The 15,156-nt window shown below is 56.8% G+C and carries 14 protein-coding genes, 5 tRNA genes and 3 other RNA genes; 21 read left to right on the forward strand and 1 reads right to left on the reverse strand.

Features of this window, described 5'->3' with window-relative positions; genetic code table 11:
• Positions 1-29: 29 nt before the first annotated feature.
• Complete coding sequence (locus CKW09_RS06605) at positions 30-1,928, reverse strand: bifunctional metallophosphatase/5'-nucleotidase (RefSeq protein ID WP_095096273.1); 1,899 nt, start codon at positions 1,926-1,928, stop codon at positions 30-32.
• A gap of 806 nt (positions 1,929-2,734) precedes the next feature.
• Between CKW09_RS06605 and cydA the strand changes: the two genes are divergently transcribed.
• The 21 genes from cydA (at position 2,735) to pnuC (ending at position 15,127) form a co-directional block, all read left to right on the forward strand.
• Positions 2,735-4,303 carry a cytochrome ubiquinol oxidase subunit I gene (gene cydA, locus CKW09_RS06610; RefSeq protein ID WP_061800010.1) on the forward strand — a complete coding sequence of 523 codons (1,569 nt, stop codon included), beginning with the start codon at positions 2,735-2,737 and terminating at the stop codon, positions 4,301-4,303.
• A gap of 14 nt (positions 4,304-4,317) precedes the next feature.
• Positions 4,318-5,457, forward strand: coding sequence for a cytochrome d ubiquinol oxidase subunit II (gene cydB, locus CKW09_RS06615; RefSeq protein WP_095096276.1), 1,140 nt, complete (start codon positions 4,318-4,320; stop codon positions 5,455-5,457).
• Between the two features lie 17 nt (positions 5,458-5,474).
• Positions 5,475-5,588 (forward strand): cytochrome bd-I oxidase subunit CydX, encoded by a 114-nt coding sequence (gene cydX, locus CKW09_RS06620; protein ID WP_004939868.1) that lies wholly within the window; start codon positions 5,475-5,477, stop codon positions 5,586-5,588.
• Entirely contained in the window at positions 5,588-5,884 is a 297-nt protein-coding gene (gene ybgE, locus CKW09_RS06625) for a cyd operon protein YbgE (protein WP_061800012.1), read from the forward strand. Before cydX ends, ybgE begins: the two co-directional genes overlap by 1 nt.
• A gap of 130 nt (positions 5,885-6,014) precedes the next feature.
• Positions 6,015-6,419, forward strand: a complete 405-nt coding sequence (gene ybgC / locus CKW09_RS06630; RefSeq protein ID WP_073970358.1) for a tol-pal system-associated acyl-CoA thioesterase — start codon at positions 6,015-6,017, stop codon at positions 6,417-6,419.
• The gene (gene tolQ / locus CKW09_RS06635) at positions 6,416-7,099 is read left to right on the forward strand and encodes a Tol-Pal system protein TolQ (protein WP_039992358.1); all 684 of its coding nucleotides are present in this window, start codon (positions 6,416-6,418) and stop codon (positions 7,097-7,099) included. The genes ybgC and tolQ overlap by 4 nt, the downstream gene beginning before the upstream one ends.
• 12 nt (positions 7,100-7,111) lie before the next feature.
• Positions 7,112-7,540 (forward strand): colicin uptake protein TolR, encoded by a 429-nt coding sequence (tolR, locus tag CKW09_RS06640; protein WP_020825683.1) that lies wholly within the window; start codon positions 7,112-7,114, stop codon positions 7,538-7,540.
• Positions 7,541-7,621: 81 nt separating this feature from the next.
• Positions 7,622-8,803 carry a cell envelope integrity protein TolA gene (gene tolA, locus CKW09_RS06645; protein WP_095096279.1) on the forward strand — a complete coding sequence of 394 codons (1,182 nt, stop codon included), beginning with the start codon at positions 7,622-7,624 and terminating at the stop codon, positions 8,801-8,803.
• A 133-nt stretch (positions 8,804-8,936) separates the two neighbouring features.
• Entirely contained in the window at positions 8,937-10,229 is a 1,293-nt protein-coding gene (gene tolB, locus CKW09_RS06650; protein WP_061800017.1) for a Tol-Pal system beta propeller repeat protein TolB, read from the forward strand.
• A 44-nt stretch (positions 10,230-10,273) separates the two neighbouring features.
• Entirely contained in the window at positions 10,274-10,789 is a 516-nt protein-coding gene (pal, locus tag CKW09_RS06655; RefSeq protein WP_061800019.1) for a peptidoglycan-associated lipoprotein Pal, read from the forward strand.
• Positions 10,790-10,798: 9 nt separating this feature from the next.
• Positions 10,799-11,596, forward strand: a complete 798-nt coding sequence (gene cpoB, locus CKW09_RS06660; RefSeq protein ID WP_061800020.1) for a cell division protein CpoB — start codon at positions 10,799-10,801, stop codon at positions 11,594-11,596.
• A 178-nt stretch (positions 11,597-11,774) separates the two neighbouring features.
• Positions 11,775-11,850: transfer RNA gene (locus tag CKW09_RS06665), tRNA-Lys, on the forward strand.
• Positions 11,851-11,892: 42 nt separating this feature from the next.
• Positions 11,893-11,968 (forward strand) — tRNA-Val (locus tag CKW09_RS06670).
• Between the two features lie 7 nt (positions 11,969-11,975).
• Positions 11,976-12,051, forward strand: a tRNA-Lys gene (locus tag CKW09_RS06675).
• Between the two features lie 71 nt (positions 12,052-12,122).
• A non-coding RNA gene (locus tag CKW09_RS06680) (RtT sRNA) lies at positions 12,123-12,258 on the forward strand.
• A gap of 150 nt (positions 12,259-12,408) precedes the next feature.
• Positions 12,409-12,484, forward strand: a tRNA-Lys gene (locus tag CKW09_RS06685).
• Positions 12,485-12,555: 71 nt separating this feature from the next.
• Positions 12,556-12,691: non-coding RNA, RtT sRNA (locus CKW09_RS06690), on the forward strand.
• A 70-nt stretch (positions 12,692-12,761) separates the two neighbouring features.
• Positions 12,762-12,837: transfer RNA gene (locus CKW09_RS06695), tRNA-Lys, on the forward strand.
• Positions 12,838-12,879: 42 nt separating this feature from the next.
• Positions 12,880-13,004, forward strand: a non-coding RNA gene (locus CKW09_RS06700) — RtT sRNA.
• 314 nt (positions 13,005-13,318) lie between these two features.
• A complete protein-coding gene (gene nadA, locus CKW09_RS06705) occupies positions 13,319-14,380 on the forward strand; it encodes a quinolinate synthase NadA (protein WP_061800180.1) in 1,062 nt (353 codons plus the stop codon).
• Positions 14,381-14,401: 21 nt separating this feature from the next.
• Entirely contained in the window at positions 14,402-15,127 is a 726-nt protein-coding gene (pnuC, locus tag CKW09_RS06710; RefSeq protein WP_095096282.1) for a nicotinamide riboside transporter PnuC, read from the forward strand.
• The last annotated feature ends 29 nt before the right edge of the window (positions 15,128-15,156 follow it).

The raw sequence follows: 15,156 nt of genomic DNA on the forward strand, positions 1-15,156 counted from the left end.
TACGGGTGGCCTTTTTTATGGGCGAAGGATCAGAAGTCGTTGAGCGCCTTGATCAGCGCGATCCGATCCTGCAGGCGCTGCTGCTGAACCGCATCGCCGGCGGCCTGCCGCTGCCGCTCCAGGGCGGCGAGGGCGGCGCGATAGCCGTCGGCATCCTTGAACAAGGCATCTTTGACGTTGATCGACGCGACGTTGGTGTAGCGGCCGTCATCGGTGGTCGGCACCTGGATCACGCCTTCGTTGAGCAGGCGTTTGACGATCGCCCGCTGCGGCTCATAGCCTTCCATGCCCACTAATTTCCAGCGCTGCTGCGGCTCCCCGCGATATCGGCCCTTTTTCACTTCGCTCAGGTAGCGCAGGGTCAGGCTGCGGATGGTGCCTTCCTCTTCGCCATACTGCGCCTTGCTGTCGGACAGCACCGGGAAGGATTGCCCCTCCAGCGCACCGCCTTTCTGCGTCAGGTGCCCCATACGGTAGCTGTTCATGCCCAGGCGAATCGGCATGGCGTCGGTGACCGGCGTGCCGTCCGCCAGGCGCAGATTGCGGATGCGCGAACCGGCCGGCTGGCGCAGGTCGATGGTATAAGTGACGCCGTCGAAGAAGTCATTGGTGGAGTACTTGGACGAACGGCGCGCCGGATCAAAGCTGTAGGTGACGTCGCCGGGCCGCAGCGCGTTAAAATAGCCGGCCGACCACTCCATATACTGCTTCAGCGCCTTGCCGTCGAGCTGATAAACGGTGATCTCGCCGCCGGCGTATTGGTAGTTGAAGGCGATGTCCTTGGCCTTGATGTCGCCGACGTCCAGCCTGGCGCGATCGTTGTCGATCTGCAGGGCGATTACCTGCGCCCGTGGGGCGTAGTAGCGGCTGGCTTGCTGGAACAGCGCGCTGATGCCGGTATCCTGCACGTGCACCTGCGGGATGCCTTTGAACTCGTCGGCGGGCACCAGATCGCTGCCGCTCAGCCTGGCCACCACCCGGTTGGCGTTGGCGCGCAGAATGTCGTGATACGGCTGATAGAGCGCCAGCATGCCGCTGTCCGGCGCCAGCCCTTTGATCGGGTAAGTGTAGCTGTCCTTGTTGATCAGGGTGAATTTGCCGTCGCGCCGCTCAAACTGCAGATCGATGCGCGACAGCGCGCGGCCATATTTGTCCGGTTCGGTGATGATGACGCCGTTGACCACCGCCTTGTCGATTTTGACGTGCATATGCCCGGCGACGATCGCCGCCAGCTGCGGGTTGGCGTTGGCGATATCGGCTACGCCGGTGCCCGGGCGCTGGTTTTCGTTGTCGATGCCCATGTGAGCCACCAGCACGATGGCGTCGACCTGGTTGTCGATCCGGCTGATGACCTGTTTCACCGCCTGCACCGGATCGGTGAAGTTCAGCCCCTTGATGCGATCGGTGCCCTTGGCGAATTCGGCGGTCATCGGCGTGTCCATGCCGATAATGCCGATCTTCACGCCCTGACGCTCGATGATTTTATAGGCCGGCAAATAGGGTTTGCCGTCGTCCCAGAAGATATTGCCGGCCAGCGCGGCGCCCTCGAACTGTTTGAGCGGCGTGGCCAACGCCGGCAGGCCGAAGTCGAACTCGTGATTGCCCATTACCCAGACGTCGTACTTGAGCGCGTTGAAGCCCAGCATCATCGGGCTGACGGCATCGTGTTTGAAGGTTTCGACGAAGTTGCCCTGAATGGTGTCGCCGGCGTCCACCAGGATCAGATTCGGCTGTTCGGCGCGCAGTTTTTTTACCTGGGTGGCTATTTGGCTCAGGCTGCCCGCCAGATTTTCGGTGTCGCTGGCGTAATCCCAGGGGACGAAAGTGCCGTGCAGATCGGAGGTGCCCAGCAGGGTGATGTTAACCGTTTCGGCGGCCACGGCGTTGCCCGCGAGCCCCAGCACAGAGGCAAAAATTATTTTTTTCATAAGTTGTTGTCATCAAATGGAATTTTAACACAATCGGTTATTTTGCTACAAAAATGCAACCTTTACGATCTAATAGCGAGAAATAGGCTAATATTTGAGAGAGATTTTTTGTTTTGTGACTGCAATCACTGTCGATGCGCGTTGGAAATAAAACGTTAATTATGTCGCATAATAAGCGCGTAATAATACAATGGCGGCTCTTTTAAATCACATTTATTTAACACAAAAATATCATTAAAAAACAATTAAACCATCGCGCAACATGACCTCAAGAAAAATAGGCGAAATGTGCTGATGAATATGGAAATAATATGCGGATAGGCTTAAATTGTTTCAGATCAAATTACGCCAGAGTACCTCTTTGGGCTAAGATTTGACCTGTAACCCAAAGTCTAACCCACATCACGCAAAAACCTATTTATTGTGTGGGATTGGGCGAGTATCATTCATGCTGTGATTATGGATGGTTGATCTTGTTGCATTTGTTACCCGTTGTCGGTTTTCGGCGGCGCGTTTGATGCCTGGCCCATGCGGCCCAGCGGCGAGTGTGCGGTTGAAAGCGGAGAGGCTGGATCAAATTTGTTGTGTTTAAGGGCATTCACTGCGGGGCGTTACCGGCAGCTTTGAAAAAAGTCATACCCTAAATAATTGATGCTGTATCACCACGGCAAGAGCGCGAGTCCCGGGAGCTAACGTGAGTCAGTGACGGGGGGCGTTCGCAGCCGACACGGATGCAGTTTAAAGTATGACGGGTATATGCCGATAACCGCATGTCGGAGTCTTCCTGCGAGGAGCAAGGAGTCAAGATGTTTGATATTGTCGAACTGTCGCGCTTACAGTTTGCTTTAACGGCGATGTACCATTTCTTATTTGTCCCATTAACGCTGGGCATGGCGTTTTTGCTGGCAATTATGGAAACGGTATATGTACTGTCAGGCAAACAAATCTATAAAGATATGACCAAATTCTGGGGCAAGTTATTTGCAATTAACTTTGCCCTGGGTGTGGCCACCGGTTTGACCATGGAGTTCCAGTTCGGGACCAACTGGTCATATTTCTCCCACTACGTCGGTGACATCTTCGGGGCCCCGCTGGCCATCGAAGGTCTGATGGCGTTCTTCCTTGAATCGACGCTGGTCGGCCTGTTCTTCTTCGGCTGGGATCGTCTGAGCAAGGTGCAGCACATGGCGGTAACCTGGTTTGTGGCCCTCGGCTCCAACCTGTCCGCGCTGTGGATCCTGGTCGCCAACGGCTGGATGCAGAACCCGATCGCCTCCGACTTCAACTTCGAAACCATGCGCATGGAGATGGTCAGCTTCTCCGAACTGGTGCTTAACCCGGTTGCGCAGGTGAAGTTCGTGCACACCGTAGCGTCCGGCTACACCTGCGGCGCGATGTTCGTGTTGGGCATCAGTTCCTACTACCTGCTGAAGGGCCGCGATATCGCCTTCGCCAAGCGCTCCTTCGCCATTGCCGCCAGCTTCGGTATGGCTGCCATTCTGTCCGTTATCGTGCTGGGTGATGAATCCGGTTACGAGATGGGCGACGTGCAGAAAACCAAACTGGCCGCCATCGAAGCAGAGTGGGACACCCAGCCGGCTCCGGCCTCCTTTACCCTGTTCGGCATTCCGAATCAGGATAAGATGGAGAACTCCTACTCGATTCAAATCCCTTATGCGCTCGGCCTGATCGCCACCCGCTCCACCGATACCCAGGTCACCGGCCTGAAAGATCTGATGGCGCAGCATGAAGTGCGCATCCGCAACGGCATGAAAGCCTACCAGCTGCTGGAAGAGCTGCGCGGCGGCAATACCGATCCCGCGGTGCGCGCCGAGTTCAACCGCACCAAGCAGGACCTGGGCTACGGCATGCTGTTGAAGCGCTATACCCCGAACGTCACCGACGCGACGGAAGCGCAGATCCAGCTGGCGACCAAAGACTCCATTCCGCGCGTGGCGCCGCTGTACTTCGCCTTCCGCATCATGGTGGCCTGCGGCGTGATCATGCTGTTGATTATCGGCCTGTCGTTCTGGAACGTGATCCGCGGCCGCATCGGCCAGAAAAAATGGCTGCACCGCGCGGCGCTGTACGGCCTGCCGCTGCCATGGATCGCCATCGAGTCCGGCTGGTTCGTGGCGGAATACGGGCGTCAGCCCTGGGCGATTGGCGAGGTGCTGCCGACCGCGGTCGCCAACTCTTCGCTGACGGCGGGCGACATTCTGTTCTCGATGGGGCTGATCTGCGGCTTGTACACCCTGTTCCTGGTGGCTGAAATGTACCTGATGTTCAAGTTTGCGCGTCTGGGCCCAAGCAGCCTGAAAACTGGCCGCTACCACTTTGAACAACCGACTGCCTCCGTGCAGGAAGCGCGCTAAACAGGAGTCCACGTATGTTTGACTATGAAGTACTGCGATTTATTTGGTGGGGCCTGGTTGGCGTACTGCTGATCGGCTTCGCCGTCACCGACGGTTTCGACATGGGCGTCGGTATCCTGGTGCGCATTATCGGTAAAACCGATACCGAGCGCCGGGTGATGATCAACTCCATCGCCCCGCACTGGGACGGCAACCAGGTGTGGCTGATCACCGCCGGCGGCGCGCTGTTCGCCGCCTGGCCAATGGTCTACGCGGCGGCCTTCTCGGGCTTCTATGTCGCCATGATCCTGGTGCTGTCCGCGTTGTTCTTCCGCCCGGTCGGTTTTGACTACCGCTCCAAGCTGGAGAGCAGCCGCTGGCGCAACATGTGGGACTGGGGCATCTTCATCGGCTCCTTCGTGCCTGCGGTGGTGTTCGGCGTGGCGTTCGGCAACCTGCTGCAGGGCGTGCCGTTCCATATGGACGAGTACATGCGCCTGTTCTACACCGGCAACTTCTTCCAGCTGCTGAACCCGTTTGGCCTGTTGGCGGGCGTGGTCAGCCTGACCATGCTGGTGACCCAGGGCGCGACCTACCTGCAGATGCGCACCACCGGCGAAATCCACCTGCGTTCACGCGCGGCGGCTCAGATTGCCACCCTGGTGATGGCGGTATGCTTCCTGCTGGCTGGCGTGTGGTTGGTGAAGGGCATCGACGGTTTCGTGGTGACTTCGGCGCTGGATACCATGGCGGAATCCAACCCGCTGCGTAAGGAAGTGGCTCATCAGGCCGGCGCCTGGCTGATCAACTTCAACAAGTATCCGCTGCTGTGGGCCTTGCCTGCGCTGGGCGTGGTGCTGCCGTTGTTCACCATCCTGTTCTCGCGTCTGGAGAAAGGGGCGCTGGCGTTCGTCACTTCGTCGCTGACCATCGCCTGCGTGATCCTCACTGCCGGGGTCACCATGTTCCCGTTCGTGATGCCTTCAAGCACCGTGCCCAACGTCAGCCTGACCATGTGGGATGCGACGTCGAGCCTGCTGACGCTGAAGGTGATGACCGTGGTCGCGGCGATCTTCGTGCCTATCGTCTTGGCGTACACCAGCTGGTCGTACTACAAAATGTTCGGCCGCCTCGACAAGAACTACATCGAAAACAACAAGCATTCGCTGTACTAAGGATAAGGAGCTAAACCATGTGGTATTTTGCCTGGATTCTCGGAACGCTTCTTGCCTGCGCCTTCGGCATCATTACGGCGCTGGCGCTGGAGCAGAGCGAAGCCACCAAAGCGCAGCAAGACGGCAAGTGATGAGTTTGTCATTAACCGACAGGCTGTACGCCATCACTGACAAGGGCCCCGTCCGGGCCCTTTCATTGGCGTTGGCGTTGATTTTGGCGGGTTGCATCTTTTGGGATCCGACGCGTTTCGCCGCCAAAACCAGCTCGCTGGAGATTTGGGAAGGGCTGCTGCTGATTTGGGCGGTGTGCACCGGGGTGATCCACGGCTTCGGCTTCCGGCCGCAGCGCAGCCTCTGGCGCGCTTTTTTCGCGCCGCTTCCTGCCATGGTGATCCTGGCCGCAGGATTACTTTACGTTTCTTTATAATCTCCGCCATATCCCCGTGTTATGGGCCCTGAGGGCCCATAATTATTTTCATTCCCATCTTGTAACCCATTCCCAACCCGATCCGTCTTGCGTATAGTAGCAGCGTTAAATTGCATTGCTGGGAAGTAGAGTGAGTAATACGTTGTTTCGATGGCCGGTTCGCGTTTACTACGAGGATACCGATGCCAGTGGTGTGGTCTATCACGCCCGCTACGTCGCCTTTTTTGAAAGAGCGCGCACCGAGATGCTGCGTCAGCATAACTTTCATCAACAGCAGCTGCTCAGTGAACATGTCGCTTTTGTCGTCCGGCGCATGACGGTGGATTATCTGGCTCCGGCTCGTCTCGACGAACAGCTGGAAGTGCAGAGTGAAATCACCGTGATCCGCGGGGCTTCTCTCACGTTTGCTCAACGCATTGTCAATTCTGACGGGGCTCTACTGAGTCAGGCCGATGTATTGATTGCATGTATTGATCCACACCAAATGAAGCCGAGAGCGCTTCCTAAGTCTATTGTCGCGGAGTTTAAGCAGTGACTGACATGAATATCCTAGATTTATTCTTGAAGGCGAGCCTGCTCGTTAAGCTTATCATGTTGATTTTGATATGCTTCTCGGTAGCCTCTTGGGCGATCATCATCCAGCGCACCCGCATTCTCAATGCGGCCACCCGCGACGCCGAAGCCTTTGAAGACAAATTCTGGTCCGGTATCGAGCTGTCCCGTTTGTATCAGGAGAGCCAGGCGCGTCGCGATAGCCTGACCGGTTCCGAACAAATTTTCCACTCGGGTTTCAAAGAGTTCGCCCGTCTGCACCGCGCGAATAACCATGCGCCGGAGTCGGTGATTGAAGGGGCGTCGCGCGCGATGCGCATTTCGATGAACCGTGAACTGGAAACGCTGGAAAACCATATTCCGTTCCTCGGCACCGTCGGTTCGATCAGCCCGTATATCGGCCTGTTCGGCACCGTGTGGGGGATCATGCACGCCTTTATCGCCCTGGGTGCGGTGAAGCAGGCCACGCTGCAGATGGTGGCGCCGGGCATCGCCGAAGCGCTGATCGCCACCGCGATCGGTCTGTTCGCCGCTATCCCGGCCGTTATGGCCTATAACCGCCTCAACCAGCGCGTTAACAAGCTTGAGCAGAATTACGACAACTTTATGGAAGAGTTCACCGCTATTCTGCATCGTCAGGCCTTCTCCAGCGACAGCAAATAAGTAGGAGGTAGCATGGCGAGAGTACGTGGACGCAATCGGCGCGAGCTGAAGTCCGAAATTAACATCGTTCCGCTGCTCGACGTGTTGCTGGTGCTGCTGCTGATCTTTATGGCAACCGCGCCAATCATCACCCAGAGCGTGGAGGTTGACCTGCCGGACGCCACCGACTCCAAAACGGTGTCCAGCGATGACAATCCGCCGGTGATCCTCGAGGTTTCCGGCGTAGGTCAATACACCCTGGTGGTGGATCACAACCGTATGGAACTGCTGCCGCCGGAGCAGGTTGCAGCCGAGGCCAAATCGCGGTTGGCGGCCAACCCGAAAACGGTCTTTTTGATCGGCGGGGCGAAGGAAGTTCCTTATGATGAGATTATCAAGGCATTGAATATTCTCCATCAGGCGGGCGTGGCTTCCGTGGGGCTGATGACCCAGCCAATCTGACCGTAAGGCGAACGGCAACCCGGTTCCTGCGCTGCGGCCCAGGAACCCCGTATAAGCAACACCAGTTTTTGGGAATCTATTTTGGTAAAGGCAACTGAGCAAAACGATAAGCTGAATCGCGCCGTTATTGTTTCGGTCGTTCTGCACTTCATATTGATTGCCCTGCTGATTTGGGGATCGCTGCAGGAAAACGTCGACATGAGTGCCGGCGGCGGCGGCGACGGTTCCGTAGTCGGTGCGGTGATGGTTGATCCCGGCGCGGTGGTGGAGCAGTACAACCGCCAGCAGCAGCAGAGCAACGACGCGCAGCGCGCCGAGAAGCAGCGTCAGAAAAAAGCGGAGCAGCAGGCCGAAGAACTTCAGCAGAAGCAGGCGGCGGAACAGCAACGCCTGAAAGAACTGGAAAAAGAACGGCTGACGGCGCAGGAAAAAGCGGCGCAGGACGCCAAGGCGCAGGCGGAACAGCAAAAGCAGGCCGCCGAGCAGCAGAAAGTGGCGGAAGCCGCGGCGGCCAAGGCCAAAGAACAGCAGAAGGTCGCGGAAACCGCAGCGGCGAAAGCCAAGGCCGAGGCCGATAAGGTCGCCAAGGCGCAGGCCGACGCGCAGAAGAAAGCCGAAGCCGAGGCCAAGAAAGAAGCCGCAGCCGCCGCCGCCGCCAAGAAGCAGGCGGAAGAGGCGAAGAAAGCCGCGGCCGCCGCCGCAGAGCAAAAAGCCGCAGAGAAAAAAGCGGCCGCTGACGCCGAGAAGAAAGCCGCAGCGGAAGCCGAGAAGAAGGCTGCCGCCGAGGCTGAGAAGAAAGCTGCAGCGGCCAAGAAAGCTGCGGCAGACGCCAAGAAGAAGGCCGCGGCCGAGGCCGCGAAGCAGTCGGCGGCAGTTGACGATATCTTCGGCGGCCTGGCGGACGGCAAGAATGCGCCGAAGGGCGGCGGCGCCAAAGCCAAGGGCGACGGCAAACCGGCCGGGCAGGGCAATGCTAAAACCGCCGGGGCCAGCGGTGCGGATATCAACGCTTACAAGAGCCAAATTCAGGCTGCTATTCAGAGTAAGTTCTATGGCGCTTCGGATTTCAGCGGGAAAACTTGCGATCTGCGTATCCGGCTGGGGCCTGATGGTTTTTTAATTAATGTTCAACCGGCGGGCGGCGATCCGGCCCTGTGCCAAGCTGCGGTAGCCGCAGCCAAATTGGCGAATATTCCGAAACCGCCGAGTGATGCCGTGTACCAGCAATTTAAGAGTTCTATCCTTGAATTCAAACCACAATAATGGTTGTTTGAGCTGAGTCATACCGCAGGGATGTACTAAGGTAACCAACAGGGATTATGTAGTTTTGTTTGAGTTGGTTTGTTAAAATTCTGCTAATTTATCGCAGGCATCCCGCCTGGATAAGGGAGATGAGATGAAGCAGGCATTTCGAGTAGCGCTAGGTTTTTTAATACTGTGGGCGTCCGTGCTTCACGCGGAAGTTCGCATTGAAATCACCCAAGGGGTCGACTCCGCTCGCCCGATTGGCGTGGTGCCGTTTAAATGGGCGGGTCCAGGCACGCCTCCGGAAGATATCGGCAAGATTGTCGGCGCAGACCTGCGCAACAGCGGCAAATTCAACCCGATTGACGTGGCGCGCATGCCGCAGCAACCGACCACCGCGTCTGAAGTGACGCCGGCGGCCTGGACTGCGCTGGGCATCGACGCCGTGGTTGTCGGCCAGGTTCAACCTGGCGCAGACGGCAGCTACCTGATCTCTTATCAGCTGGTGGATACCTCGGGTTCGCCAGGCACCGTGTTGGCGCAAAATCAGTATAAGGTGACCAAGCAGTGGTTGCGTTATTCTGCCCACACCGCCAGCGACGAAGTGTTCGAGAAGCTGACCGGCATCAAGGGCGCCTTCCGCACCCGTATCGCCTACGTGGTGCAGACCAACGGCGGGAAATTCCCGTACGAGCTGCGCGTAGCGGATTACGACGGCTACAACCAGTTTGTGGTGCACCGTTCGCCTGAGCCGCTGATGTCCCCGGCCTGGTCGCCGGACGGCAGCAAGCTGGCGTACGTCACCTTCGAGAGTGGCCGCTCCGCGCTGGTGGTGCAGACCCTGGCTAACGGCGCCATCCGCCAGATCGCCTCGTTCCCGCGTCACAACGGTGCGCCGGCGTTCTCGCCGGACGGCAGCCGCCTGGCGTTTGCGTTGTCCAAGAGCGGCAGCCTGAACCTGTACGTGATGAACCTCGGCTCTGGCCAGATCACGCAGATTACCGACGGTCGCAGCAACAACACCGAACCGACCTGGTTCCCGGACGGCCAGACTCTGGCGTATACCTCCGACCAGGGCGGACGCCCACAGATTTACAAAGTCAGCGCCAGCGGCGGTGCCTCACAGCGTCTGACATGGGAAGGTTCTCAGAATCAGGATTCTGAGGTCAGTTCCGACGGTAAATTCCTGGTGATGGTGAGCTCCAACAACGGCGCTCAGCATATCGCCAAACAAGATCTTGGATCGGGAGCCGTTCAAGTATTAACCGGCACCTTCCTCGACGAAACGCCTAGTATTGCGCCAAACGGCACCATGGTGATCTATAGCTCCACGCAAGGTATGGGCTCCGTGCTGCAACTGGTGTCGACCGATGGGCGTTTTAAAGCGCGTCTTCCGGCAACTGATGGACAGGTCAAATTCCCTGCCTGGTCGCCGTATCTGTGATGCATGTGTAAATATGTATGGCAAACTATAAAAGGATCAAAGAAATGCAACTGAACAAAGTGCTGAAAGGGCTTCTGCTGGCACTGCCAGTTCTGGCTGTAGCAGCTTGTAGTTCTAACAAAAGCGCAAACAACGACCAATCCGGTATGGGCGCTGGCGCTGGCACTGGTACAGAAAACGGCAGCAGCAACCTGTCTTCCGAAGAACAAGCTCGTCTGCAGATGCAAGAACTGCAGAAGAACAACATCGTTTACTTCGGCCTGGACAAGTATGACGTAAGCTCCGAGTTCGCTCAGATGCTGGACGCGCACGCGACTTTCCTGCGTAACAACCCGTCTTACAAAGTGACTGTTGAAGGCCACGCGGACGAACGCGGCACGCCGGAATACAACATCGCTCTGGGCGAGCGTCGTGCTAACGCAGTTAAAATGTACCTGCAGGGTAAAGGCGTTTCCGCTGACCAGATCTCTATCGTTTCTTACGGTAAAGAAAAACCAGCAGTACTGGGCCACGACGAAGCGGCTTATGCCAAAAACCGTCGTGCCGTTCTGGTTTACTAAGAGAATCGCATGAACAGTAACTTCAGACGTCACTTGTTGAGTCTGTCGTTACTGGTTGGCGTAGCGGTCCCATGGGCCGCTACTGCCCAAGCGCCAATCAGTAATGTCGGCTCCGGCTCGGTCGAAGACCGCGTCACCTCGCTTGAGCGCATCAGCAATGCTCAGGGCCAGCTTTTAAACCAACTCCAGCAGCAACTCTCTGACAATCAGCGCGATATTGACTCTCTCCGCGGGCAAATCCAGGAAAACCAATATCAGTTGAATCAGGTGGTTGAACGCCAGAAGCAAATCTATCAACAGATGGATAGCCTCAGCCAGGGCGGTTCTCAGGGCTCTGCAGCCGCTGCGGGCGCCGCAGGCGGAGCAGCAGCTGCTGCGTCCTCTGACGGCGGCGACAGCGCCTCTGCGGCCGCTCCTGCGGCACCGGCCAGCAAGGGTGATGAAAACAGCGACTACAACGCCGCTGTTTCCCTGGCGCTGGAAAAAAAACAGTACGATCAGGCGATCTCAGCTTTTCAGTCCTTCGTAAAACAGTATCCAAAGTCCACTTACCAGCCTAACGCCAACTATTGGCTAGGCCAGTTGTTCTACAACAAGGGTAAAAAGGACGATGCGGCCTACTATTTTGCGGTGGTGGTGAAGAATTACCCGAAATCACCCAAGGCGCCGGACGCCATGTACAAGGTGGGTATCATCATGCAGGAGAAAGGGCAGGCCGATAAGGCCAAGGCCGTGTTCCAGCAGGTGATTAAACAGTACCCAACCAGTGCGGCGGCCAAACAGGCGAAAAGTCGCGTAGCCGGTTAACAAGCAAAAAAATGAGCCCAGAAGTTAGTCGATTTGACCGGTTTCTGGGCTCATTCGCGTGAAGAACAAGCAGTTGAACCTATCAATCAAAAATTTAGGTTGCGCTGCCAAGATAAATTAGTAATATATGCCGCCGTTGCCAAGACATCTTGCAAGATGTTAAAGCGGCAGGGAAATTGGGTCGTTAGCTCAGTTGGTAGAGCAGTTGACTTTTAATCAATTGGTCGCAGGTTCGAATCCTGCACGACCCACCAATCCTGAAACGAGAATGAAGTAGTAGCAGTAACCACGACAGTGGGTGATTAGCTCAGTTGGTAGAGCATCTCCTTTACACGGAGGGGGTCGGCGGTTCGAGCCCGTCATCACCCACCACTGCTGTGGGTCGTTAGCTCAGTTGGTAGAGCAGTTGACTTTTAATCAATTGGTCGCAGGTTCGAATCCTGCACGACCCACCACTCTAAACGAGTGAACAGGTGTGAAATCGTAAAGGATGAGACAAAAGCGTTTACGCTTTTGAACAGCGCTTGCGCTGGCCCGAAGGGGCCGTCTATGAAATAGACGGATAGCCGAAAAGGTTCGAGTCTCGCAAAGCGAGACAACATCACCTTGGTGATGGCCCGAAGGGCGAGGCCAAAGGCCGAGTCATCCTGCACGACCCACCACTCTAAAGAGTGACATGTTTCAGATTGGTATGATGTGGCAAAGTAAAGGTCCGAGTCGAGTTCCAGTCGAGTTGTCCTGCACCACCCATCCTTGTTTCCGCAATGCGGTCGCTGGTACCGTATTCGCAGTTCGCAGTAAACCACGTCAGTGGGTCGTTAGCTCAGTTGGTAGAGCAGTTGACTTTTAATCAATTGGTCGCAGGTTCGAATCCTGCACGACCCACCACTCTAAACGAGTGAGCAGGTGTGAAATCGTAAAGGATGAGACAAAAGCGTTTACGCTTTTGAACAGCGCTTGCGCTGGCCCGAAGGGGCCGTCTATGAAATAGACGGATAGCCGAAAAGGTTCGAGTCTCGCAAAGCGAGACAACATCACCCTGGTGATGGCCCGAAGGGCGAGGCCAAAGGCCAAGTCATCCTGCACGACCCACCACTCTAAACGAGTGAGCAATTGCAGCGAGTTATTTTCCTGCTTACGCGGTTCAGCAGTACACCACATCAGTGGGTCGTTAGCTCAGTTGGTAGAGCAGTTGACTTTTAATCAATTGGTCGCAGGTTCGAATCCTGCACGACCCACCATTTTCTCAGATATATCAAAACTCCCCCCAACGTTAAATTCCCATATTGCACGAGTCGTGTGGGTGAGACCCTGCGTTCAGGTTCGAGCATCGCGAAGCGATACGACAACGCGTAGCGTTGCCCGTAGGGTGAGGCCAAAGGCCGAATCAATCCTGCACGACCCACCATTTTCTCAGATATATCAAAACTCCCCCCAACGTTAAATTCCCATATTGCACGAGTCGTGTGGGTGATAACCTGCGTTCAGGTTCGAGCATCGCGAATCAATCCTGCACCGTCGAGCTAACTTCCTTCTATCCCTTCAGGTTTTCTTTCAATATCTTCACGATTTTTAATGTATTAAACACAGATTGCGCAGATATAAAAATATCAGCGGACTTTTCGCACAATTTTAGGTATTTTGTTTAGTATATGAAACGATTGGGCGTCGACGCGGGGAAATATGGCCGGAAAGCGCCCAGCCTAGCATGAGATTGCAGCGATGAGTGAAATGTTTGATGTCAACGCGGCGGTTTACCCGTTCCCGCCCAAACCGGTTCCGCTGGACGTTGCGGAAAAGGCGTTCTATCGCGAAAAGATTAAAACCCTGCTCAAACAGCGTAATGCGGTGATGGTCGCTCACTATTATACCGATCCGGAAATTCAGGCGCTGGCGGAGGAAACCGGCGGCTGCGTGGCGGACTCGCTGGAGATGGCGCGCTTTGGCAGCGCTCATCCGGCCTCGACCCTGCTGGTCGCCGGGGTGCGTTTTATGGGCGAAACCGCCAAGATACTCAGCCCGGAAAAACAGGTGCTGATGCCGACGCTGTATGCGGAGTGCTCGCTGGATCTGGGGTGCCCGGAAGAAGAATTTCACGCTTTCTGCGACAGTCACCCCGATCGCACCGTGGTGGTCTACGCTAATACCTCGGCGGCGGTAAAAGCGCGCGCCGACTGGGTGGTGACCTCCAGCATCGCGGTTGAGCTGATCGAGCATCTCGATAGCCTGGGCGAGAAAATCATCTGGGCGCCGGATCGCCACCTCGGCAGCTACGTGCAGAAGCAAACCGGGGCGGACGTATTATGCTGGCAGGGGGCCTGTATCGTCCATGACGAGTTTAAAACCCAGGCGCTGATGCGCATGAAGGCCCTGTACCCGCAGGCGGCGATATTGGTGCATCCGGAGTCGCCGCAGGCGGTGGTCGATCTGGCCGACGCGGTGGGGTCGACCAGCCAGCTGATCCAGGCGGCGAAAACCCTGCCGAACCGGCAGCTGATTGTCGCCACCGATCGCGGCATCTTTTACAAGATGCAGCAGGCATGCCCGGACAAAGAGCTGTTTGAGGCGCCGACCGCCGGTGAAGGGGCCACCTGCCGCAGCTGCGCGCACTGCCCGTGGATGGCGATGAACGGCCTTAAGGCGATCGCCGAAGGTCTGGAACAGGGCGGCGCGCAGCATGAGATCCAGGTAGACGCCGCGCTGCGCGAAAAGGCGCTGGTACCGCTGAACCGCATGCTGGCGTTCGCCGCACAGCTGAAAATGCAGGTTAAGGGAAACGCATAACCGTTTTATAAGGATGATCCTATGAGCTTCTTCAGTACCGGCAATATCCTGGTGCATATCCCGCTGGGCGCGGGCGGTTACGATTTGTCGTGGATCGAAGCCATCGGCACGCTGTTCGGGCTGCTGTGCATCTGGTACGCCAGCAAGGAAAAGATCATCAACTACCTGTTCGGCCTGATTAACGTCACGCTGTTCGCGGTGATTTTCTTCCAAATCCAGCTGTACGCCAGCCTGCTGTTGCAGCTGTTTTTCTTCGGCGCCAATATTTACGGCTGGTACGCCTGGAGCCGCCAGACGCAAGACCACCAGGCCGAGCTGCAGATCCGCTGGCTGCCGTTGCCCAAGGCGCTGGCGTGGGCGGCGGTATGCGTGGTTGGCATCGTCCTGATGACCTTCAATATCGACCGCGTGTTCGCCTGGCTGACGCAGGTTGCGGTGGCGGTGATGCAGCTGCTGGGGCTGAGCGTGCAGATGCCGGCGCTGCAGCCGGACGCTTTCCCGTTCTGGGATTCGGCGATGATGGTGTTGTCCATCGTGGCGATGATCCTGATGACGCGGAAATATGTCGAAAACTGGCTGTTGTGGGTGGTGATCGACGTGATCAGCGTGGCGATTTTCGCCTATCAGGGGGTGTACGCCATGGCGCTGGAATACGTGATCCTGACGCTGATCGCCCTGAACGGTTCCTGGCTGTGGATCAAAAGCGCCGGCCAGAATCACTCCCGCCCCTTATCCTCCGCGCCATGACTTGCGCCGAGGGCGCCAATGCGGCGCCC

It is taken from the genome of Serratia ficaria (assembly GCF_900187015.1).
Classification (GTDB): Bacteria; Pseudomonadota; Gammaproteobacteria; order Enterobacterales; family Enterobacteriaceae; genus Serratia; species Serratia ficaria.